We start from the raw sequence: 20438 nt of genomic DNA on the forward strand, positions 1-20438 counted from the left end.
CCTCTCGGCGGCCTTGCGAAAAACAAATCCAAGTTAGACCATTTCAAATGGTTCGATGTCTGCCCGGATGCGACACTCGATGTGTCCATCCTCGCAGTATCCGGTTCTCAAGGTGCACGCTTTGCGGCTCATCCGGTTCCACCGGGCCGCGCGGCAAGGAGATATATTGCCAGACCGGAGGGGCGCCGTGGGCGGGAATCTGGGCGTACACATTTCCTACACATCTTGTGATCCGACTAACGTTTGCCAGCCGTTACCTACCGCTCGCCGAGCATCTCTTTATATAAGGCAGTCTCATGGTTAAAGCGGATACGTCCCCCTAGCTAAAGCACAGCCAGCATCGAGCAACTCATCGCGTTCTTCCACCGAGAACCCCTCGGCGTAGACGCGCACCACTGGTTCGGTCCCGCTAGGACGGACCAGCAGCCACGTGTCATCCTCAAATGACAGACGCAAGCCGTCCATATGACTAACGTTTTGCGGCACCTTGCCACAAATCGACTTGGGGTTTACGCCCGGCAGCAGGGTTCGTAACGTTTCGGCATCTTCGGCCTCAAGGCGCAAATCGCGTCGACCGTAACTCGTCTTACCAAAACTGTCCTCGAGTTGGTCGACCAGAACGCCCAAAGGCGCGTCCGTCTTTGCCATAAGCTCACACAGAATCAGACAGGCGAGGATTCCATCGCGCTCGGGCATATGCGCGGCGATGCCGATACCACCGGCTTCTTCGCCGCCCATGAGGACGCCGCCCTTCTTCATCTCTGCCGCTATATATTTGAAACCGACTGGTTTGACGGTCACGCGGCAGCCAAGCGCATCGGCAATGCGGCGCACGAGCGTCGAGCATGAAAGATTGACGACGACGCGCCCCTTCAAATTACGAAATTGAACCAAGTCGCCCAAAACGAGCGCCATGATCTGATGCGGATGTATATATCTGCCGCGCTCGTCAACCGCGCCGATACGGTCAGCGTCGCCGTCGGTCACCAGGCCAGCGCAAGCTCCGTCCTCGATAACCGTGCGCTCGCAAGCGTCCACCCACGGCTCAACGGGGTCGGGGCAGATATCTTCTTGGTCAGACGCCTGCCCGGCGTGAATCTCGTGCACCTCAACGCCAAGCTCGCGCAGCAAGTCGGCTAGATAGCCCTGGGCTGCGCCGCCCATGGGATCGACAACCACGCGCAGGTGCGCGGCGCGGATGGCTTCGGCATCGACAAACGATGCCACCGTCTGCATATAGTCAGGAATGATATCCGCGGTGCGATATTGCCCCTCGATCCCCGTTGGCTCGGGAGCCATGGTCTCTTCGAGCTCTTCGATGACATCCTGGTTGGCGGTCGAGCCGTCACCCATGCGAATCTTGAGGCACAGATAGCCCTGCGGATGATGGGACCCCGTCACCATGAGCGCGCCGCACGCCTCACCGTCATAAGCCGCCGCCCACGTAAGGGCAGGGGTCGGGACAGGTCGCGAAGCGAGCACGGCGTCTAGCCCGTGCGCCGCTAGCACGCCCGCCGCAAGCTCAGCGAACTCGCGCGCCAGGGGCCGGGTATCGAACCCTATATATACCGTTTTGCCCGGATTGGTCTTTTGCCACAACTCGCCGACGGCATCGGCGATACGGGCAACGTTATCGGCAGTGAAGTCCTCATCGACGCGAGCGCGCCAACCGTCAGTTCCAAAATGAATTATCGCGCACACGCGCAGACACCTCGCAGTGTTTGGATCATGGTACGCATGGGGTATACCCGCAACATGCACTCGGCAACCTGCCGGCACCAGCATTCACCATTTGGGCAAATGCTGCCGAGGACATGCAGGCAATAAAAAAACCGCCCCGTATGGAGCGGTTTTGCCCTTTATATATCGAGCGCCTCGGCCATCGCTGCCGTAGTGATTGCCGTGGTTCCACAGCAACTGCCCACCATTGCGGCGCCGGCATGTCTCCATTCGATGCATGCGCGCGCGAAAGCTTCGGGATTCTCGTGCCATACGGGGCCATCCTGAGTCTGGACCGGATCGCCTACGTTGGGACGCACCGTAACGGGAGTAGTCGCCGATGCAACCATCCTGGGCACCGCCGCATTCGCGGCCGCAAGCGAACAGCAATTAACACCAACCGAGTTTGCGCCGTGTTTTTCGGCGTACAAAACGGCTGCCTCGATGTTGAGGCCATCGCCCAGCAGGTCGCCTTTATCGTCAACGACAAAACTCACCAGAACAGGCATGCCGTCGGCGGCATCTCGGGCGCCGGCAAGCATGGGCTGCAGATTACGGATAGACGTCACCGTCTCGATCAGCAGACCGTCAACACCAGCATTGAGCAAGGCGTGCGCCTGTTCGCGCGCAATGCCGCGGATTTCACGATACTCGACAGAGTCCTCGGCAAACCACTCAATACCGATCGGGCCCATCGAGCCCAGCAGCAGCTGAGGGTGCGCCTGGCGGGCATCGTCGACGGCCCCGCGATTGACCTCCGCCACGGACGGCGCAATCTGGTCGTGCTTGAGGGCATAGCTCGATGCCTGAAAGGTATTGGTAATGAGCACCTGCGCGCCGGCGGCGACATACAAGCGATGGATACGAGAAACGGTCTGCGGCTCTGCCAGATTCCAAAACGCCGGTGGAATGTCGGCGGCATCGTACTCACTCAACAAAACACTGCCCATGGGGCCCTGCGCCAACAAGGTCTCGCTCGACAAGCGGCGCGCAAGCTCCTCGGCACCAAAGCGGTTGTAATAACTCGTATCCATATATATCCCGCTATTCCTCGACGCTGATTCCCTGCTTTTCGAGATAGGCGAGCCAGCGGCTCATCGTGTCCTCGGATAGCGCATGCTCCATCATGCAGGCCTCGGAATCGGCTCGCTCAAATTCGACACCGAGCTCCTGAACCAAAAACGTGCGGATGAGGCGATGACGGTACCAGATAGCCGTGCCAACCTCGCGGCCGCGATCGGTCAGGATTACCTTGCCGTAGTGCGATTGCTCGACAAGCTCGGATGCCTTGAGCGCCGAAACCGCTTTATTGACCGATGCCTTGGAGACGCCAAGGCGCTGCGCGATGTCGACCGATCGCACGCCGTTGGTTTCCCCCTCTTCGCTTTCAATGCGAACCATGCACTCCAAGTAGTCTTCGTTCGCCACCGTCAGATGTAGTTCGCGCGAGCTATTTGTCGTATCCATGATCTTCCGTCCCTTCTGCATTCAATGGCTGATTCTACCCCATCCAAGCGTCGTGGTATGCCGTGGCATACCGTGCTAGAGTTCTTGTTGCACACGACGACCAAGATTGGAGCGGTCTTTATGGAAAACACCACCACGAGCCCCGATGTCCTCGAGCGCTTTTTGCGCTACGTCCAGATCAACACGCAGTCCGAGGATGCAAACTGCGACCAGGTACCCTCGAGCGCCGTTCAGTTTGACCTTGCCAACGTGCTGGCTGAAGAGCTGCGCGAGCTTGGTGCGGAAGATGCCTACGTGACCGAGCACGCCTATGTCTGCGCGCATATCCCCGCAAGTGCGGGCGCTGAGGACAAGCCCGCCCTGGGCCTGATCGCCCATCTCGACACCACCGAAGTTGCACCGGGCGCCGGCGTGAAGCCGCATATCGTACACTACGAAGGCGGCGACCTGGTCTGCGGCACGGTTGACGGTAAGCCCGTTGCCATGGGTACCGCCAAGCTTCCCGCCCTGACTGACCTCGCGGGTGAGGACCTGGTCTGCAGCGATGGCACCACGCTGCTGGGCGCGGACGACAAGGCAGGCGTCGCCGAGATTATGTCACTTGTCGCGCGTATCGCTCAGGACCCCTCTCTGCCCCATCCCGCACTCGGCATTTGCTTCTGCCCTGACGAGGAGATCGGCCACGGAGCCGAGCTGTTGGATATCGATACCTTTGGCTGCAAGTACGCCTACACGGTCGACGGCGGCCCCATCGGCGAGCTGGAGTGGGAGTGTTTTAACGCCGCCGAGGCGACCGTCCGCTTTGAGGGCCAGTCCATCCACCCGGGCGACGCCAAGGGTCGTATGGTCAACGCAGGCAATCTGTTCTGCGACTTCAACGCGTTGCTCCCCTACGTGCAGCGCCCGGAGTATACGGAAGGCTACGAGGGCTTTTATCACCTTGAGGGTGTATCTGCGACCGTCGATCACGCCACAGCGCGCTATATCGTCCGCGACCATGACGCCGCCAAGTTCCAGCAGAAACTCGACCTTATTGATGCCGCCGCCTCGATGCTCAACCAGCGTCTGGGTGAGGAGCGCGTGACGGTCGAGATTAAGCAGCAGTATCGAAATATGGCCGAGATCGTTCGTGACTATCCCGAGCTTATTGATGTTGCCAAGGAAGCCTACCTTGCCTGCGGCGTTGAGCCCCAAGTGCTGCCGATTCGCGGCGGCACCGACGGCGCGCAGCTGTCGTTCCGCGGTCTGCCCTGCCCCAACCTTTCCACCGGCGGCTATTGCTACCACGGCGTCAACGAGTTCGTCCCGGTCAGTTCGCTCGTCAAGATGACCGACGTGCTCCAGAAGCTCGTCGCCCGCTTTGCATAAGCCTGGCCGCACAAGTCCAAAAGACGAATCGCCCCGTCCTCAAGACCGAGAACGGGGCGATTTTTTAGCACAATGAGAACAGGTTGACGCACGCCAGCCTCTTGAAGCAAGGAGTGTCCCAAACTGCCGGCACATAAGGAACGTCCCCAAGTGCCAAGTGGACTACCCAACTGCAAGTGACGACATCGCTGGTTGAATCAACGTCAGCGAGCGACGTCCAGAGCGAACAAGTTGGCATGAAAAAGGCAGGGCATTGACCTTCTGGTCATGCCCTGCCTTTTGAATGACAAATTGTCGCTCTGGGCGGCGCGCAGCGTCGAGCCGTTACGCGGGCTGGTAAGCCCGCGTAACTCTAGTAGTTGGCTTCGTAGCCGTTGCCGTCGCCGGTGGGCTCTTCGTAGTAGTCCGAATCGCTTGAATCGCTTGAGTCATCGGAATCGTCAGAGCTGACCGATGAGGTTGCGGTACCGTTTGCGTAGTCGTCAGACGTGTTGTTGTTCAGGTCGCCGATCGTAGAGCTGGAACCGTCGGAAAGACCCATGGTGTTGGGACCCTTGGGATCCTTGCCGGCATCAACGCGCTCCATCATTTCCTTGAGCTCGTCCTCGTAGACAAAGACGTAGCTCACACCGTCAATCATGGTGCTGTCGTCGGCGTACGAGGGCAGGTTGGCCGAGTAGATACCGTCGACATCCATACCGCGCATGGCGTTGACCGTAGCCACGATATCCTGAACGCTCATATCGGTTACGAGCATATCGGACAGCGAATTAACCAGGCCAAAGATCTTCGTGGCATCGAAGTTATTGAGAATCTGGTTGGCAAGGGCGCCAAGCACCTGACGCTGGTGGCGCATACGCGTGTAATCGCCGTCGGCATAGGTGTAGCGGCAGCGGGCATAGGTAAGGGCGGTGGCACCGTCCATATGCTGCTGGCCAGCGGTAATCTTAATATCCAGATGCTCGGGGTCGTCAACATCATCGGTTGCGTTAATGTCGATACCGCCAACCGAATCAATCAGCGCCTGCATACCGTCGAAGCTGACCTCGGCATAGTGGGAAATCTGAACACCGCACAGCTCGTTGACCGCCTCGACCATGGCCTCGGCGCCGCCAACGGTATGGCAGGCGTTGATCTTCATGGTCTCGCCCTTGTACTCGACCTTGGTGTCGCGCGGAACGGAAATGAGCGTCGCCTGCTTTTGCGTGGGGTCGATGCGTGCCAGGATAATCGAGTCGGCACGATACGTATCCTCGCCCGGACGGCCGTCGGTGCCAAGAAGCAGCACGTAGAACGGATCCTTTGCCTCATCGGTGTCAACCAGAACCCGACGCAGATTGTCGGTAATGACATTAGAATCGCCGAGCTTGCCCATAATGGTGGCAAACCACAGGCCGGCAGCGGTAGTGGCACTCAGCAGCACGCCAAGCACGACAATGAGCGCGACGTGACGAATCGTGTGGCTACGACGACGTTGACGAGCGCGCTCGGAATAGCGAGCCACGTTATCGCGACTGTAGATCTTGGCCTGCGCACCAGTTGAGGGTCTTCGAGCGGTGGTATCCGCGAGGGGCTTTTTATTAAACATAGGCAACCTGTATTAGTAGATGACGGGATCGGGGACGGTAGCATGCTCGACATGCGCGCCAAGCGCCTGCAGCTTTTCGACAAACTGCTCGTAGCCGCGCTTGACGTGATGGATAGCCGAAACCTCGGTCGTCCCGTCGGCGATCAAGCCCGCTACGACGAGGGCCGCTCCGCCACGCAGATCGGGCGAGGTAACCTGTGCACCCGAGAAGCCCTTAACGCCATGAATCATGGCATGATGGCTCTCGATACGAATGTCGGCACCCATGCGCACCAGCTCAGAGGCAAACATAAAGCGATTCTCGAAGATGTTCTCGGTAATAACGGAACTGCCGTCGGCAAGGGCGGAGAGTACCATAATCTGTGCCTGCATGTCCGTCGGGAAGCCGGGGAACGGAAGCGTCTGGATGTCGACCGGCTTGATACGCTCGGCACGGTTCACATGGACGCCATCCTCGACGCGCTCGCAGTCGATACCCATGAGCTCCATCTTCTTGAGCACCATGCCCAAGTGAATGGGGCAAAAGCCCGTGACATCGATACCGCGATCGTCGGCCATCAACGCACCGGCAACGATAAAGGTACCGGCCTCGATTCGGTCGCCCACTACGCGATGGGTAACAGGATGCAACTCTTCCACGCCCTCGATGGTCACGACAGGCGTGCCGGCGCCGACAATCTTAGCGCCCATCTCGTTGAGCATGTTGGCGAGATCGACGATCTCGGGCTCGCGGGCGGCATTGTCGATAACCGTGGTGCCCTGCGCGCGCACGGATGCCATGATGAGGTTCTCGGTCGCACCGACGCTGGCGAACTCGAGCGTGACGGTGGTACCGCGCAGACCTTGGGGCGCATTAGCGTTGATGTAACCGTGGGCGGTATCGAACTCAACGCCCAGGGCCTCAAGACCAAGAATGTGCATATCGATCTTGCGAGCACCCAGGTTGCAGCCGCCCGGCATGGCAATCTTGGCGCGATGGAAGCGGCCCAGCAGGGGTCCCATGACGGCGGTGGAAGCGCGCATCTTGGCAACGAGCTCGTAGGGGGCCTCCCATGAATCGACCTGAGAGGTATCAATCTCGAGCGTGTGCTCGTCAAGGACATCGATCGTAGCGCCCATGCCCTTGAGCACCTTGCCCATCACGTGGACATCGGAAATATCGGGCACGTTCTGCAGCGTCGTCTTGCCCGGCGCCAGAAGCGTTGCCGCCATGAGTTTGAGCGCGGAGTTCTTGGCACCCGAGACGGGCACGGAGCCTCCGATGGCGTGGCCACCCTCAACGCGGATAATATCCAAGGTCTACCCTTTCAAAAAGCATGCCCGGGGTGGCTGAGCCATCCCGGGCATGATGTGTTCGCAAATGGTCGAACGCTAAATCGTTTGACTATTGGGCAAGCTTGAGCTTACACCATGCGATTTCATTATAGAGGTAGGCGCGGCGTGCATCATCCTCCGACAAATTACCCAGCTTCTCTTCAAAACCTTGAATATCAGCTTTAAGCTTGTCGGCATCGACGGTCGCCAAATCGCAAGCGCGCTCGGCGAGAACGGTCACGACATCGTCCGCAACCTGGGCATAGCCGCCGGCCACGGCAAACGTGTGGTCGACAGTGCCCATGGCCTTATCGGAAACGCGAACGTAACCGCGGTCGATCGTGCAGATCTCGCTGGAGTGAGCAGGCAGAACGCCAAACTCGCCATCCGTGGACGGAATCGACACAAACGCAGCGTCGCCCTCATAGGCGCAGCTCACGGGGCACACGATGCGGATACGCATAACCTACTTCTCCCCCATCTTGCGGGCGCGCTCGCGCACGTCCTCAATCGTGGAAGCATAGCGGAAAGCCTGCTCGGGCAGGTCATCGGCCTTGCCGTCGACAATCTCGGCGAAAGAGCGGACGGTATCCTCGACGCGGACGTAGACACCGGGGTTGCCGGTGAACTTCTCGGCGACGTGGAAGGACTGCGAGAGGAACTGCTGAATCTTACGGGCACGGTTGACCGTAAGGCGCTGCTCCTCGGACAGCTCGTCCATACCCAGAATGGCGATGATGTCCTGAAGGTCGGAGTACTCCTGCAGGAGCTCCTGGACCTTGACGGCGACACGGTAGTGCTCCTCGCCGACGATCGAGGGATCGAGAGCGTCGGAGGAAGATGCGAGCGGGTCGATAGCCGGGAACAGGCCGAGCGACGAAATGCTACGCGAAAGAACCGTGGTGGCGTCGAGGTGCGTAAACGTTGTGGCAGGCGCCGGGTCGGTCAGGTCGTCTGCGGGGACGTAGACAGCCTGGACGGAGGTAATGGAGCCCGTCTTGGTCGAGGTAATGCGCTCCTGGAGGTCGCCCATCTCGGTTGCCAGCGTGGGCTGGTAACCAACGGCGGACGGCATACGGCCCAGCAGTGCGGAGACCTCGGAACCTGCCTGGGAGAAGCGGAAGATGTTGTCGATGAACAGCAGAACGTCCTGGCCACGATCACGGAAATACTCAGCGGTAGTAAGGCCGGCCAGACCGATGCGCAGACGCGCTCCGGGCGGCTCGTTCATCTGACCATAGACCAAGCAGGTCTTGTCGATAACGCCAGACTCGCTCATCTCGAGGAACAAGTCGGTGCCCTCGCGGGTACGCTCGCCGACGCCGGTGAACACCGAGGTGCCGCCGTGCTCCTGGGCGAGGTTGTTGATGAGCTCCTGAATCAGAACGGTCTTGCCGACGCCGGCGCCGCCGAACAGGCCCGTCTTGCCGCCACGGATGTAGGGCTCGAGCAGGTCGACAGCCTTGATGCCGGTCTCGAAGATCTCGGTCTTGGTGGTGAGCTCGTCGAAACGGGGCGCTGCATGGTGGATGGGGTAGAACTCCTCCACCTCGGGCATGGGCTTGCCGTCGACGGGCTTGCCCATGACGTTCCAAATGCGGCCGAGCGTCTTGGGACCAACGGGCATCTTCATCGGCTCACCGGTATCGGTGGCGATGAGGCCGCGCTGCAGGCCGTCGGTCGAGGACATGGCGACCGTGCGGACGACGCCGCCCGGAAGCTGGCTCTCGACCTCGAGGATCGTGCTCAGATGACCGATCGGGGTCTCGGCCTCGACCGTGAGCGCGTTGTAGATCGGGGGCACCGCGCCGTCAAACTTGACGTCGACGACAGGGCCGATGATTCGCACGATGCGACCATCACCGGCAGTCGTCTTCTTGGTGGCTTCCTCGACCGCAAGCTTTACGGTGTTATTAGCCATTACTGTTCCTCCAATGCTGAGGCTCCGCCGACGATCTCGTTAATCTCGGTCGTGATCGAAGCCTGGCGCACGCGACTATACGTGCGGGTAAGGGTCGAGATGATCGCGGTGGCGTTTTCCGTCGCGGAGTGCATGGCCTTGCGGCGTGCACCCTGCTCGGCAGCCGCCGAATCGATCAGGGCCTGGTAGATGACCGTCAGGATATAAGACGGCACAAGCTTGCCGAGAACATGCTCGGGAGAGGGCACGAACTCGAACGTGGACGAGATGCGCTTAGGGGCGTCGGTCTCGTTCTTACGCGGACCGTGGGCCATAGCGATCATCTCGGGGTCGAGCGGCAACAGATGCTCGACGCGAAGCTCCTGATCCACGCGGTTCTTGGCGTGGTGGTAGACAAGCTCGACACGGTCAAGCTCACCGGCACGATACGCATCGCAGATATGAGAGGAGATCATGCGGGCCTGATTGAAATCGGGCTCAGAGGAGTTGCCCTCGAAGTGCATGATGACGTTTGCGCGGTCACGGAAATACGTGGCCGGCTTACGCCCGCACGCGATGATCTCGCACTCGATGCCGTCGTTCGCCCAAGAAGCGGCGAGCTTTTCGGCCGTGCGCTCCACCGTCGTATTGAAACCGCCGGCAAGGCCGCGGTCCGAGGCAATAACGACAATCAGGCCATGCTTGACGCCCTCATGCTTCTGCAGCATGGGATCGGTGCCCGAACAGGAGGCGTCGCCGGCGACCGTCAACATGACGTCGGTCAGCGCCTCCTTATAGGGCTCGGCCTGCTTGGAGCGATCGAGGGCACGACGAATCTTGGCCGTAGAGACCATCTCCATCGTGCGCGTGATCTGCTTGGTCGTGGTAACCGAGGAGATTCGCTTCTTAATGTCGCGAAGGTTGGCCATGGGGCTTAGTTCTCCTCTGATCCAGAAACATCCGAATGGTGCTTGGCCATGAACTGCTGTTTGAAGTCGCCGATGACGCGCAAGAGCTCAGCCTTGGTGTCATCATCGATCTTCTTGGCGCGAACCTTGTCGAGCAGCGAGCCAAAGCCATTGTCCATGTACTCGATGAGCTCGGCACGGAAAGGCAGCACGTCGGCGATCTCCAGGTCATCCAGGAAGCCCTCGTTGCCAGCGAACAGCGTAACAATCTGCTCGCCAACCTCAAACGGCTTGTAACGCGGCTGCTTCAGGAGCTCGGTCATGCGGGCACCATGGGTCAGCTGCTTCTGAGTAGCCTCATCGAGGTCGGAGCCGAACTGCGTAAAGCCGGCGAGCTCCTGGTACGAAGCGAGGTCCAGACGGAGGTTGCCGGCGACCTGCTTCATAGCCTTGGTCTGCGCGTCGCCACCGACGCGGGACACGGAAATGCCCACGTCAACTGCCGGGCGCTGGCCCTGGAAGAAGAGCTCGGACTGCAGGTAGATCTGACCATCGGTAATGGAAATGACGTTGGTCGGAATGTAGGCCGAGACGTCGCCGTCCTGGGTCTCGATAATCGGCAGAGCCGTCATGGAGCCGTAGCCGTTCTTCTTGGACATCTTGACGGCACGCTCGAGCAGACGAGAGTGCAGGTAGAAGATGTCGCCAGGATAAGCCTCGCGTCCGGGCGGACGATGCAGCGTCAGCGACATCTGACGGTAGGCCACAGCCTGCTTGGACAGGTCGTCGTAGATGACGAGCACGTGACCGCCGGGGTTGGTCTCGCTGGCGGGCTTACCGTCCTCGCCGTTGTACATAAAGAACTCGCCGATAGCGGCACCGGCCATAGGCGCGATGTACTGCATAGGGGCGGAATCGGCAGCAGTGGCCGAAACAATGATGGTGTAGTCGAGCGCACCGTGCTGAGCGAGGGTCTCGCGGATGTTGGCAACCGTGGAGGCCTTCTGGCCGATGGCGACATAGATGCAGACCATGCCCTTGCCGTGCTGATTGAGGATAGCGTCGATGGCGATGGCGGTCTTACCGGTCTTACGGTCGCCGATGATGAGCTCACGCTGACCGCGGCCGATAGGCACCATGGAGTCGATAGCGAGCAGACCGGTCTGAACCGGCTCGCACACCGGGGTACGATCGATGACGCCGGGAGCCTTGAACTCGATGGGGCGACGGTGCGTGGCGACGATGTCGCCCAGGCCGTCGATGGGCTGGCCGAGCGGATTGACGACGCGGCCGAGCATGGCACGGCTCACGGGGATATCCATAATGCGGCCAGTGGTGCGGCACTCGTCGCCTTCCTTGATGGAGTCGACGGCACCAAACAGAACGGCGCCGACCTCGTCACGGTCAAGGTTCTGGGCAAGGCCGAAGACGGTCTCACCGGTATCGGAGCTCTTGAACTCCAGAAGCTCGCCTGCCATGGCGCTCTTGAGGCCGGAGACGCGCGCGATGCCGTCGCCTACCTCGTCGACCGTTGAAACCTCATGCGTATCGACCGTCGCGGAGAGGCTCGTGAGCTGCTCCTGCAGTTTCTTGGCGATATCCTGGGCATTGAGGGTTTCGGACATTAGGCTTCACCTCCGTACGAATTAGCAGAGTTTGCGAGGGTCTCCTGCGCGACGCGCAGCTGCGTCTTGACGGAAATGTCACGACGCTCGCCGCGGGCCTCGAGCACCAGGCCGCCCACGATAGACGGGTCGACCTGCTCGATAAGGAATACCTTGCGGCCGAAGTCCTGCTCGCATTTCTTAGTGATGGTTTGACGCAGCTCGTCGTCGAGCGGGATCGCCGTGGTGACGGTCACGCCCACTACATCCTCGTCTTCCTCGGCAACATACTTAAAGGCAGCTGCCACCTTGGGAAGAAGGTCGAGCTGGTCGCGCTTGGACATGGTGTCGAGCACGGCGATGATCTCGGGGCTGGCGCTAGCCAGGCGCTCGATCATCTCGAGGTCCTCGAACACATGGTTCTCGGCCTTGGCGGTTTCCAAAAGGGAGCGCGCGTAGGTCTCGAGTACCTTGTCCTGATAGCGGCTAGTCGGCATTCAGGCTACCTGCTTCCTGGATGTAGCGCTCGATGAGCTTCTTCTGCTCGGACTCGTCCTCGAGTGCCTCGCCCACGATCTTGGTGGCGACGGCAACGGACAGGTCGGCGATGGAGCTCGCGGCACCGGCGTAGATGGACTTGCGCTCGTCCTCGACGGTCGTATGGGCCTTGGCGATGATCTCCTCGGCCTCCTTGTGAGCAGCCTCGATGATACGGGCGCGCTCGGACTCGGCGTCCTTACGGGCCTCGAGAACGATGTCGGCAGCCTGACGACGGGCGTCGGTGACGATCGAGTCGGACTCAGCGCGCTTGGCGATGGCCTCCTGCTTGGTCTTCTCGGCCTCGTCGAGGCTCTCCTCGATCTTCTTGCCGCGCTCCTCCATGGTTTTCATGATGCCCGGCAGGGCGACCTTGGCCAGCACGATCCAGATAATCAGGAAGGCGATAAGCGCCGGGATGAACTCCGCCATCTTAGGGATGAGGATGTCCGCACCGGCAGCGCCGTCCTCGGCGAACGCGGAAACCGGCATGAGCAGCGCGGCCGCGGACGCGGAGAGTGCGATCGCGCTCTTCTGGGATGAAAGATTCATACTTGACGCTCCGTGCTATTTAACGATCAGCGCGACAACGAAGCCGATCAGAGCCAGAGCCTCGCCGAAGGCGGAGCCCATGATGAAGACGGTGAACACGCGGCCCTGGACCTCAGGCTGACGGGCCATAGCACCCGTAGCACCCAGAGCAGACAGGCCGATAGCAAGACCAGCGCCGATAACACCGAGACCGTAACCGATAACTCCCACGATTCCTCCTTTGTCGTGCGTGTCTTTTTTCACGCAGGATAACCTTTTTATAACTGCCGGGCTCCATGGGTACGGGCACCGGCGGTTTAACGAATTGCCTTACCTTTAAGGCGCGAACGGAAGACTACTCCTCCTCCGCGACCTCCTCTGCCTCGGAGACATACACGGCGGTAAGGACCGTGAAGACGTAAGCCTGGATGGCGCCGACCACAAGCTCGATCGCATAGATCAGGATGAGGATGGCAAGCCAGGCCAGCGAAGGCAGGGCGCCGACGGCGTGGGCCGCGGAAACCTGCTGAAGCAGCGGCTGCATGAACATGCTCGCCATGATGGCGAACGAGCCCATGACCACGTGTCCTGCGAACATGTTGCAGAACAGACGGACGGCGAGCGTGATGAGGCGCAGGAAGGTCGAGAAAAGCTCGACGACCCACACAAGCACGTTCATCGGGAAGCTCACGCCCTGCGGGGCGAGGCTCTTGATGTAGCCGATCACGCCGTGAGCCTTGCATCCGTAGTAGATGAAGTACACGAAGGCGAAAATGGCGAGCGCGGCGGTGGAGCCGATTGCGCCGGTGCCGGGCTTCATTCCCGGGATCAGGCCGATCATGTTATTGATCAGGATGAACAGGAAAAGCGAGCACAGGAACGGGAAGTGCTTCTTCCAGTTCTCACCCACGACGCCCTTGCCGATATCGTTCTCGACGTACTCGATGATGTACTCGAAACCGTTGACGAAGAAGCCCTTGGGAACCAGGGTCTGCTTCTTCTTGAACACGGCCAGGACGATCAGGAGCACGATCGTGGAGACGATCAGCCAAAACGAGTACTGCGTGATGCCGCAGCTCAGATCGCCCACGACAGGGGTGGAGCTGAACTCGCTGACCAGATGATTAATCTCATCAGGCAGCTTTTCAAAAATTTCCACGACTTACCTTTCGACCTCATGAGGATCTCGCAGCGCCTTGGCGACGCGAACCGTGCAGGCGGCCATAAAGGCCACGAAGCCGATCGCCTCGCCCAGGAGGAACATGCGAAATGCCTCTCCGAACAACGCAAACACAACCAAGGTAAAGACGAGCAGGGCGACTGCCGAGACCGCCAGACTCACCATGCCCTTGAGCATGTCCGCATTCTGCTTATCGTCAAGAACCGGCTTGAGCGTAAAGACAAAGGGAAGGAAGGCAATTGCGCCCGCGATGGCGCCTGCAACGATAGCGAGCAGATCGGCTATCTGAAACACTGGCTTCCTCGCTTTCCTTTTTACGCCTCACAGCACAGTCCCAGCCAAACATTGGTGACTATTGTACGAGCCAATCGCTAAAGTACAACCGTAAAACAAACGGTTAATACGCACCTGTACGTTTTCTTAAGGCCTTCTTTATGCCGCAGGTACGGTAATACGTTTTTTCGAACCCCTCAGGGCAAAACGTCCGTTAACAGAAGTGCGCGTGGACGACTTTTGCTCGCCCGCGCGCACCATTTCTTCGTATTTGTGACCGTAGCCGACAAGGCCCAACGACTAGAGCGTGCCGTAGATGCGGTCGCCGGCGTCGCCCAGGCCGGGAACGATATAGGCGGCCTCGTTGAGATGGTCGTCGATGGCGCACGTATAAATATGTACGTCGGGGTCCTTTTCGGTCAGTGACTTGAGGCCCTCGGGCGCGGCGACGATACACAGCATGCGGATATCCTTGACACCGCGCTCGCGCAGGTAGCTGATGGCCATCTCGGCCGAACCGCCCGTGGCGAGCATGGGGTCGACAACCAGGCAGATGCGCTGATCGATATCCTTGGGCATCTTGCAGTAATACTCGTGCGGCTCGTGGGTGACCTCGTCGCGCTCCATACCGATGTGGCCCACGCGAGCGGAGGGTACCAAGTCGAGGATGCCATCGACCATGCCGAGGCCCGCGCGCAGGATAGGAACGATGGCGAGCTTCTTGCCGGCAAGCTGCTTAAACGTGGCAGTGGTGATGGGGGTCTCGACCTCGACGTCTTCCATGGGCAGATCGCGCATGGCCTCGTAGCCGTCAAAGAGCGCAAGCTCGCGCACGAGCTGGCGGAACTGGTTGGTGCCAGTGCTCTTGTCGCGCAGGATCGACAGCTTGTGCTGGACGAGTGGGTGATCGACAAGGGTCACACGGGACGTATCGTAGGTGACGGTCATGGGTTGATGCCCCTTTCGTTGCGGCCGGAAGATGGCCTTGCTGACAAGACGCCTGGCGACATTGTTGCCTCGCGCCGTGCATAAGTTTAACGGTTTGTTGTATCGAGCAGCTCGTCGCAACCCTACTGAGCGGTGTTGAGCGAACGCTTGACGGCATCACGCCAACCAGCGAGGTTGCTCTCACGGCGCTCGGCGGACATGTGAGGATGGAAGACTTTGACGATCTGAGCGTTTTGCTCCAGCTCCTCCAAATCCTCCCAATAGCCGACGGCAAGGCCCGCCAAGTACGCGGCGCCGATCGCCGTGGTCTCCACCGTCTCGCACTGCAGCACGGGGATATCCAGCAGATCGGCCTGGAATTGCATGATGAACTCGTTGCGCGAGGCACCGCCATCGACGGACAGGCGCTCAATCGAAAGTCCCACGTCCTGCTCCATGGCGCGTAGCACGTCATAACTCTGGTAGGCCATGGACTCGCAGGCCGCACGCACGATGGTCGCGCGACTCGAGGCACCGGTCAGACCGCACACGATACCGCGAGCATGCGGGTCCCACCAGGGAGCGCCCAGGCCTGCGAAGGCGGGGACGAAGTAGCAGCCCTCGTTATCGTTAATCGAAGTGGCGAGTTGCGCGGACTCGCTCACGCTCGAGATGATGCCCATGTTGTTGCGCAGCCAGTTCATGGTTGAGCCGGCGGCAAAGATAGAACCCTCGAGCGCATAGCTGATCTTGCCGTCCGCGGCGATACCGATCGTGGAGACCAGACCGTTCTTGGATTCGACGATCTCGTCGCCGGTGTTCATGAGCATAAAGCAACCCGTGCCATAGGTGTTTTTGGTCTGGCCAGGATGGAAACAGCAGTGGCCGAACAGCGACGCCTGCTGGTCGCCCGCCACGCCCATGATGGGTGGCATGTTGGTCATGATGTCGCTCGCGACGCGGCCGTAGTCGCCCGAGCTCCAACGAACCTCGGGCATCATGGAACGCGGGATGTCGAAAAGTGCCAGCAGATCGTCGTCCCAATCGAGCGTATGGATATTAAAGAGCGCGGTGCGGCTGGCATTGGTGTAGTCGGTGGCAAAGACCTGACCGCCGGTGAGGTTATAGATGAGCCAGGTGTCGATGGTGCCGAACATGAGGTCGCCCGCCGCCGCGCTCTCACGCGCACCATCGACGTTGTCGAGGATCCACTGCACCTTGGAAGCCGAGAAATACGGATCGAGCGTGAGTCCCGTGCGGGAGCGCACCAGTTCTTCTGCGCCCTGCTCGACCAGTTCGTCGATCAGAGGTGCGGTGCGACGGCATTGCCACACGATGGCGTTATAGATGGGTTGGCCGCTTATGCGGTCCCACACCACCGTGGTCTCGCGCTGGTTGGAGATACCGATGGCGGCGATGCGGTCAGAATGGATGCCGCTCTTAAACTGGACCTCCATCATCACGCCGATCTGGCTGGCAAGCACCTCCATGGGGTCTTGCTCTATCCAACCGGGACGCGGGAAGCTGGTTTTGACGCTACGACGTGCCTGCGCGACGATGCAGCCGTACTCGTCGACGATGGTCGCAAGTACCGAGGTGGTGCCGCAGTCGAGCGCCATGATGTAGGAACCGCCAAAGTTAAACGAGGCATCTTCCATGCCCAGGCTGCCCAGATTCAACGACATCGCTTACACCTTTCTATTGCATCGGGTCGGACAGGACCCGTTCGATCTCTGATGCGGGAAGTGCACCTTGGCGCAGGATCTGGAGCCCGCCGTGCTGGAACGACACGATGGTCGAGGCGTCGCGACACGGGGTCTCGCCGGCGTCGACGGCAACATCGACCCCCTCCAGGATGCGACCTTCGACGGCGGCAAAGCTTGCCGGCGAGGGCGCGCCGTGTGTGTTGGCGCTCGTGCAGGCAAGGGGACTGCCGCAGGCGCGGATGAGCGCTTGGACCACGGGAGAGGCCGAAGCGCGCAGGGCCACGGTGTCGTCGGCAGCACGCATAAAGGTCGGCACGCAGGGAGCCGCCTTGACCACGATAGTCAGGGCTCCCGGCCAGCATCGTCGCGCAAGTACGCGGGCATCTTCCGGGATATCCACGCCATAGCGGTCGAGCGCCTCGACACCATCGACCAGCCAAGCGACGGTTTGCGTGAGTTCACGTTGCTTGAGAGTGAAGATACGGCGGTAGCCGGTACCGAGCGCAGGGACCGCGGCGCCATTGACGGCAGCCTGCGGATCGCGCGGCCACGATGGGAATTCGCCTGTATCTTGGGGCACGGCGTCCGAGAAGGCGTTGACTGCCACGGCGACACCGTAGACGGTCTCGGTCGGAATCAAGGCCAGGCCGCCGCGGCCGAGCACCTCGGCCGCGCGCTCGACGGCAAGCCGATGCGGCTCGCGCGTTCCCTCATATACCCGATAGACCGTCTGCATGTGTATGCCAGCCCCTTACGCTCTGGTGCAAGTTTGTTTACTGTGGGGCATTCTCGCACGAAACGTTCAACCTATTTGCCCAGAGCGCATGTTGGTTTGGTGAGCGGCTCTAGTAGTCGGTGAAAGTGAGGGGGTTAATTGAAGATTTTTAGCGCGCAAGCGTAACGGTACGATCGGGAAACTCGATGCTTGCAACCAGTTTTCCGCCGAGGCTCTCTGCGTACCTGCTCAGCGTGTCGAGCCTCATCGAACCCAACTCCCCACGCTCGAGCTCGGATACACGTTTTTGAGAAACGCCCATCGACTGGGCGACCGACGCCTGTGTTAGATCTTTTAACCTGCGAATCTGAGCAAGCTTATAGGCTTCGATACGATCGCGAGTCCTCTCCTGCTCGGCGGTAATGGAGTCGCGTGTTATCCCGCGAGATTCCATATACTCATGCAGTTCCATCTCGATCGAGCCTCCTTACGTGGCGACGGTATATTTGCTCGGCCCTTGGAATGTTGATCGCATACCAACCGTTCCATTTTGCCCTTGACGATCCCGCTCGCGACTTATCACCCGCCAATAGCAATACCGCCTGGCGCTTGGGGTCAAAGGCGAAGAGGATGCGAATCACCTGCCCACCACACGACGTCACTCTCAGCTCCTTTAAATGATGAAGCTTCGAGCCCTTTACGCGGTCAACCAGCGGACGACCAAGGCTGGGACCTTCCTTCTCGAGCACCAAAAGGTCTGCATAAATCTGCTTCAGCGTAGCTTCATCCTGCTCATCAAGCCAAGGTTCAATGTAATCAAGCACGATACGGTACCGATGCAGCTGATTTGACATACCTTTTTCCTTCTATAGTAGAAGTTTTACGGTATATTGCAAGGACAAACTTGCGCAAATGTCTATTTATTCAGCTTAAATACGCTGTTTGGGCTCGGTGACGATGGCTCGGACGATGCGGGGGCGATCGGTGAGGTCGTGGACGATACGCACGTCCGAAAGGCCTGCCTGGCGACAGAGCTCGGCCGCGGCATCGAGGGCACCCTCGTAGAGCTCGCAGGCAAACAGGCCGCCGGCGCGCAACATGTAAGGCGCCGCATTGAGCAGGCGGCGGAAGATATCGAGGCCGTCGGCGCCGCCCTCGAGCGCCAGGTCGGGCTCAAAGTCCTTGACCTCGTGCGGCAGCGAACGCATGACGCCGGTCGGGATGTAAGGTGGGTTGGAGACGAGCACGTCGAAGGTGCCCCACTCTTCGCGGGGAATGGAACTCACCAGGTTGGTGAGGCTAAAGGCAACCTCATCTGCCGTGAGGCCGAGGGCGTCGCGGTTTTTGGTGGCCAGATCGATGGCGCGCGGCTCGATATCGGTGGCGGTGCAGGTAACGTGGCCGCGGCGCTCCCAGGCAAGGGAGAGCGAAATGCAGCCCGTGCCGCAGCCGACCTCGAGAACGCGGGCAGTGCAGGGCTCGGCTGAGGCAGGCGCAGCGGCATCCTGAGCTGAAGCCGTCTCCTGGCCGGCACCCTCGATGGCGATGCCGTATTCGTCGAGCTCGGGCTCGGCGGCTTCCGCGGCGTCGGCTTCTGCTGCCTGCGCGGCGGCTTCCTCGGCCTCGCGGTCGGCCAGCTCCTCGGCATAGGCACGGCTGCCCAGCACGTCGCTGCCTAGTGCCGCCTCATCGGCGGCCGTCAGGTTAGCGGCACGGCGCTCGGCAGTCGCGCGCTCGTCGGCCAGCGCCGCCTCGGCTTTGCGGGCCTCTTCGACCTCATCGTTCCAAGGCAGCTCAACACGCTGACGGGCAGCAGCCTCGGGGCTCAGCACCTCGGCATCCAGATAATTGAGGACTTCCTCGACGAGCATCTCGGTCTCGGGGCGCGGAATGAGCACACCGGGGGCGCACGCGACGTCGATCATGCGAAACTGCGTGCTGCCGGTGATGTATTGCAGCGGCTCGCCCTTAGCGCGGCGGACAACGGCCGCATGCATGGTCTCGAGCTGGGCCGCGTTAAGCGTCTCGTCCATACGCATATATAGGTCAATGCGCGCCAGGCCCGTGGCGGCGCACAGCAGCCACTCGGCAGAAAGACGGGGGTGCTCCTCGCCGCGCTCGGCCAGGTACTCCTTGGTCCACTCGAGACAACGCTTGATGGTCCAGATCTCGTTTGCCATGGGGCCCTCCCCTCTTAAGCGCCGGACGGCGCGCGAATGTCGGAGCAGATTGTACGCGAGGCCAGCGCTTGGCAAGGGACGATTGAAGGCGATTATCGAGAATCAGCCCAGAATTTTGCTTGGAACCTGCCTGAAATGTTCATTCGTCGACGTCTAAATCTGCATTCGTCAAGCTTTTGGCAAGGTTGACCCAAAACTGACCAATATCTAACCAAGAACTTGCCACATTGCTTGACGAACGACCCCTCAAAAACCGTCCCGCGACTTCTCGGACGCTTTTTCGAGCATTATTTTTAAAAATGATAAGTAACTTTAAGCAGGTAAACAACTTAATTGTTATTAAAGAAGATTGAATAAACTCACAAAGCAATGTGCCCAACCTAGTCATTGGGGACGCTCTTATTTGACTAGTCGTTTAAGAACGTCCCCAATGACTACTAAGCCAGGAGTGTCCCAAAGTGCCGGCACAGACGATATGAGCAGGACATAAAAACATTGAGAGCCCCTGCTGCATGAAAGAC

21 protein-coding genes are annotated in these 20438 nt (G+C 60.0%); 1 reads left to right on the forward strand and 20 read right to left on the reverse strand.

What is annotated here, in order from left to right; translation table 11 throughout:
- Nucleotides 1-300 precede the first annotated feature (300 nt).
- The 3 genes from I2D57_RS08405 to I2D57_RS08415 all read right to left on the reverse strand — a co-directional run bounded on the left by I2D57_RS08405 (nucleotide 301) and on the right by I2D57_RS08415 (nucleotide 3186).
- Nucleotides 301-1701, reverse strand: coding sequence for a phosphoglucomutase/phosphomannomutase family protein (locus tag I2D57_RS08405; protein ID WP_324249219.1), 1401 nt, complete (start codon nucleotides 1699-1701; stop codon nucleotides 301-303).
- Nucleotides 1702-1859: 158 nt separating this feature from the next.
- Entirely contained in the window at nucleotides 1860-2753 is an 894-nt protein-coding gene (locus I2D57_RS08410) for a homocysteine S-methyltransferase family protein (RefSeq protein WP_195362153.1), read from the reverse strand.
- A gap of 10 nt (nucleotides 2754-2763) precedes the next feature.
- A complete protein-coding gene (locus I2D57_RS08415; RefSeq protein ID WP_040359600.1) occupies nucleotides 2764-3186 on the reverse strand; it encodes a metal-dependent transcriptional regulator in 423 nt (140 codons plus the stop codon).
- Between the two features lie 120 nt (nucleotides 3187-3306).
- Here I2D57_RS08415 and pepT point away from each other — a divergent pair, with 120 nt between their 5' ends.
- The gene (pepT, locus tag I2D57_RS08420; RefSeq protein WP_195362154.1) at nucleotides 3307-4554 is read left to right on the forward strand and encodes a peptidase T; all 1248 of its coding nucleotides are present in this window, start codon (nucleotides 3307-3309) and stop codon (nucleotides 4552-4554) included.
- Between the two features lie 352 nt (nucleotides 4555-4906).
- On the opposite strand, the gene I2D57_RS08425 is transcribed toward pepT, so the two are convergent.
- The 17 genes from I2D57_RS08425 to I2D57_RS08505 all read right to left on the reverse strand — a co-directional run bounded on the left by I2D57_RS08425 (nucleotide 4907) and on the right by I2D57_RS08505 (nucleotide 19917).
- Nucleotides 4907-6142, reverse strand: coding sequence for an LCP family protein (locus I2D57_RS08425; protein WP_006235722.1), 1236 nt, complete (start codon nucleotides 6140-6142; stop codon nucleotides 4907-4909).
- 12 nt (nucleotides 6143-6154) lie between these two features.
- Nucleotides 6155-7438 (reverse strand): UDP-N-acetylglucosamine 1-carboxyvinyltransferase, encoded by a 1284-nt coding sequence (murA, locus tag I2D57_RS08430; RefSeq protein ID WP_195362155.1) that lies wholly within the window; start codon nucleotides 7436-7438, stop codon nucleotides 6155-6157.
- An 88-nt stretch (nucleotides 7439-7526) separates the two neighbouring features.
- Nucleotides 7527-7919 carry an ATP synthase F1 subunit epsilon gene (gene atpC / locus I2D57_RS08435; RefSeq protein ID WP_006235718.1) on the reverse strand — a complete coding sequence of 131 codons (393 nt, stop codon included), beginning with the start codon at nucleotides 7917-7919 and terminating at the stop codon, nucleotides 7527-7529.
- 3 nt (nucleotides 7920-7922) lie between these two features.
- Entirely contained in the window at nucleotides 7923-9377 is a 1455-nt protein-coding gene (gene atpD / locus I2D57_RS08440; protein ID WP_006235717.1) for a F0F1 ATP synthase subunit beta, read from the reverse strand.
- The gene (gene atpG / locus I2D57_RS08445) at nucleotides 9377-10285 is read right to left on the reverse strand and encodes an ATP synthase F1 subunit gamma (RefSeq protein WP_195362156.1); all 909 of its coding nucleotides are present in this window, start codon (nucleotides 10283-10285) and stop codon (nucleotides 9377-9379) included. The genes atpD and atpG overlap by 1 nt, the downstream gene beginning before the upstream one ends.
- A 5-nt stretch (nucleotides 10286-10290) precedes the next feature.
- Entirely contained in the window at nucleotides 10291-11889 is a 1599-nt protein-coding gene (gene atpA / locus I2D57_RS08450; RefSeq protein ID WP_195362157.1) for a F0F1 ATP synthase subunit alpha, read from the reverse strand.
- The gene (locus I2D57_RS08455; protein ID WP_195362158.1) at nucleotides 11889-12365 is read right to left on the reverse strand and encodes a F0F1 ATP synthase subunit delta; all 477 of its coding nucleotides are present in this window, start codon (nucleotides 12363-12365) and stop codon (nucleotides 11889-11891) included. The genes atpA and I2D57_RS08455 overlap by 1 nt, the downstream gene beginning before the upstream one ends.
- Nucleotides 12355-12957 carry a F0F1 ATP synthase subunit B gene (gene atpF, locus I2D57_RS08460; protein ID WP_055286332.1) on the reverse strand — a complete coding sequence of 201 codons (603 nt, stop codon included), beginning with the start codon at nucleotides 12955-12957 and terminating at the stop codon, nucleotides 12355-12357. The genes I2D57_RS08455 and atpF overlap by 11 nt, the downstream gene beginning before the upstream one ends.
- A 15-nt stretch (nucleotides 12958-12972) precedes the next feature.
- On the reverse strand, nucleotides 12973-13167 hold the full coding sequence (locus I2D57_RS08465) for an ATP synthase subunit c family protein (RefSeq protein ID WP_022094262.1): 195 nt from the start codon (nucleotides 13165-13167) through the stop codon (nucleotides 12973-12975).
- A gap of 124 nt (nucleotides 13168-13291) precedes the next feature.
- Nucleotides 13292-14095, reverse strand: a complete 804-nt coding sequence (atpB, locus tag I2D57_RS08470) for a F0F1 ATP synthase subunit A (protein ID WP_022094263.1) — start codon at nucleotides 14093-14095, stop codon at nucleotides 13292-13294.
- A 3-nt stretch (nucleotides 14096-14098) separates the two neighbouring features.
- Nucleotides 14099-14410 carry a hypothetical protein gene (locus tag I2D57_RS08475; protein ID WP_118376864.1) on the reverse strand — a complete coding sequence of 104 codons (312 nt, stop codon included), beginning with the start codon at nucleotides 14408-14410 and terminating at the stop codon, nucleotides 14099-14101.
- Nucleotides 14411-14689: 279 nt separating this feature from the next.
- The gene (upp, locus tag I2D57_RS08480; RefSeq protein ID WP_118376863.1) at nucleotides 14690-15337 is read right to left on the reverse strand and encodes a uracil phosphoribosyltransferase; all 648 of its coding nucleotides are present in this window, start codon (nucleotides 15335-15337) and stop codon (nucleotides 14690-14692) included.
- Nucleotides 15338-15459: 122 nt separating this feature from the next.
- The gene (gene glpK / locus I2D57_RS08485) at nucleotides 15460-17001 is read right to left on the reverse strand and encodes a glycerol kinase GlpK (RefSeq protein ID WP_195362159.1); all 1542 of its coding nucleotides are present in this window, start codon (nucleotides 16999-17001) and stop codon (nucleotides 15460-15462) included.
- A gap of 13 nt (nucleotides 17002-17014) precedes the next feature.
- Complete coding sequence (locus I2D57_RS08490) at nucleotides 17015-17758, reverse strand: L-threonylcarbamoyladenylate synthase (protein WP_152067891.1); 744 nt, start codon at nucleotides 17756-17758, stop codon at nucleotides 17015-17017.
- A gap of 148 nt (nucleotides 17759-17906) precedes the next feature.
- Nucleotides 17907-18209: a helix-turn-helix domain-containing protein gene (locus tag I2D57_RS08495; protein WP_006235701.1), complete on the reverse strand. Its 303-nt coding sequence runs from the start codon at nucleotides 18207-18209 to the stop codon at nucleotides 17907-17909.
- Complete coding sequence (locus I2D57_RS08500; protein WP_022094268.1) at nucleotides 18196-18591, reverse strand: type II toxin-antitoxin system RelE/ParE family toxin; 396 nt, start codon at nucleotides 18589-18591, stop codon at nucleotides 18196-18198. Before I2D57_RS08500 ends, I2D57_RS08495 begins: the two co-directional genes overlap by 14 nt.
- Before the next feature lie 75 nt (nucleotides 18592-18666).
- Entirely contained in the window at nucleotides 18667-19917 is a 1251-nt protein-coding gene (locus I2D57_RS08505) for a N5-glutamine methyltransferase family protein (RefSeq protein WP_195362160.1), read from the reverse strand.
- Nucleotides 19918-20438: the final 521 nt, after the last annotated feature.

Source organism: Collinsella aerofaciens (assembly GCF_015553355.1).
Lineage (GTDB): Bacteria > Actinomycetota > Coriobacteriia > Coriobacteriales > Coriobacteriaceae > Collinsella > Collinsella aerofaciens_V.

Coding starts and splice junctions, on each gene's coding strand:
- atpC (WP_006235718.1), bottom strand. CDS start 7,919: ATGCGTATCCGCATCGTGTGCCCCGTGAGCTGCGCCTATGAGGGCGAC.
- atpD (WP_006235717.1), bottom strand. CDS start 9,377: ATGGCTAATAACACCGTAAAGCTTGCGGTCGAGGAAGCCACCAAGAAG.
- I2D57_RS08500 (WP_022094268.1), bottom strand. CDS start 18,591: ATGTCAAATCAGCTGCATCGGTACCGTATCGTGCTTGATTACATTGAA.
- upp (WP_118376863.1), bottom strand. CDS start 15,337: ATGACCGTCACCTACGATACGTCCCGTGTGACCCTTGTCGATCACCCA.
- atpF (WP_055286332.1), bottom strand. CDS start 12,957: ATGAATCTTTCATCCCAGAAGAGCGCGATCGCACTCTCCGCGTCCGCG.
- pepT (WP_195362154.1), top strand. CDS start 3,307: ATGGAAAACACCACCACGAGCCCCGATGTCCTCGAGCGCTTTTTGCGC.
- I2D57_RS08495 (WP_006235701.1), bottom strand. CDS start 18,209: ATGGAACTGCATGAGTATATGGAATCTCGCGGGATAACACGCGACTCC.
- atpA (WP_195362157.1), bottom strand. CDS start 11,889: ATGTCCGAAACCCTCAATGCCCAGGATATCGCCAAGAAACTGCAGGAG.
- atpG (WP_195362156.1), bottom strand. CDS start 10,285: ATGGCCAACCTTCGCGACATTAAGAAGCGAATCTCCTCGGTTACCACG.
- I2D57_RS08415 (WP_040359600.1), bottom strand. CDS start 3,186: ATGGATACGACAAATAGCTCGCGCGAACTACATCTGACGGTGGCGAAC.
- glpK (WP_195362159.1), bottom strand. CDS start 17,001: ATGTCGTTGAATCTGGGCAGCCTGGGCATGGAAGATGCCTCGTTTAAC.
- I2D57_RS08410 (WP_195362153.1), bottom strand. CDS start 2,753: ATGGATACGAGTTATTACAACCGCTTTGGTGCCGAGGAGCTTGCGCGC.
- I2D57_RS08505 (WP_195362160.1), bottom strand. CDS start 19,917: ATGGCAAACGAGATCTGGACCATCAAGCGTTGTCTCGAGTGGACCAAG.
- I2D57_RS08455 (WP_195362158.1), bottom strand. CDS start 12,365: ATGCCGACTAGCCGCTATCAGGACAAGGTACTCGAGACCTACGCGCGC.
- I2D57_RS08425 (WP_006235722.1), bottom strand. CDS start 6,142: ATGTTTAATAAAAAGCCCCTCGCGGATACCACCGCTCGAAGACCCTCA.
- I2D57_RS08490 (WP_152067891.1), bottom strand. CDS start 17,758: ATGCAGACGGTCTATCGGGTATATGAGGGAACGCGCGAGCCGCATCGG.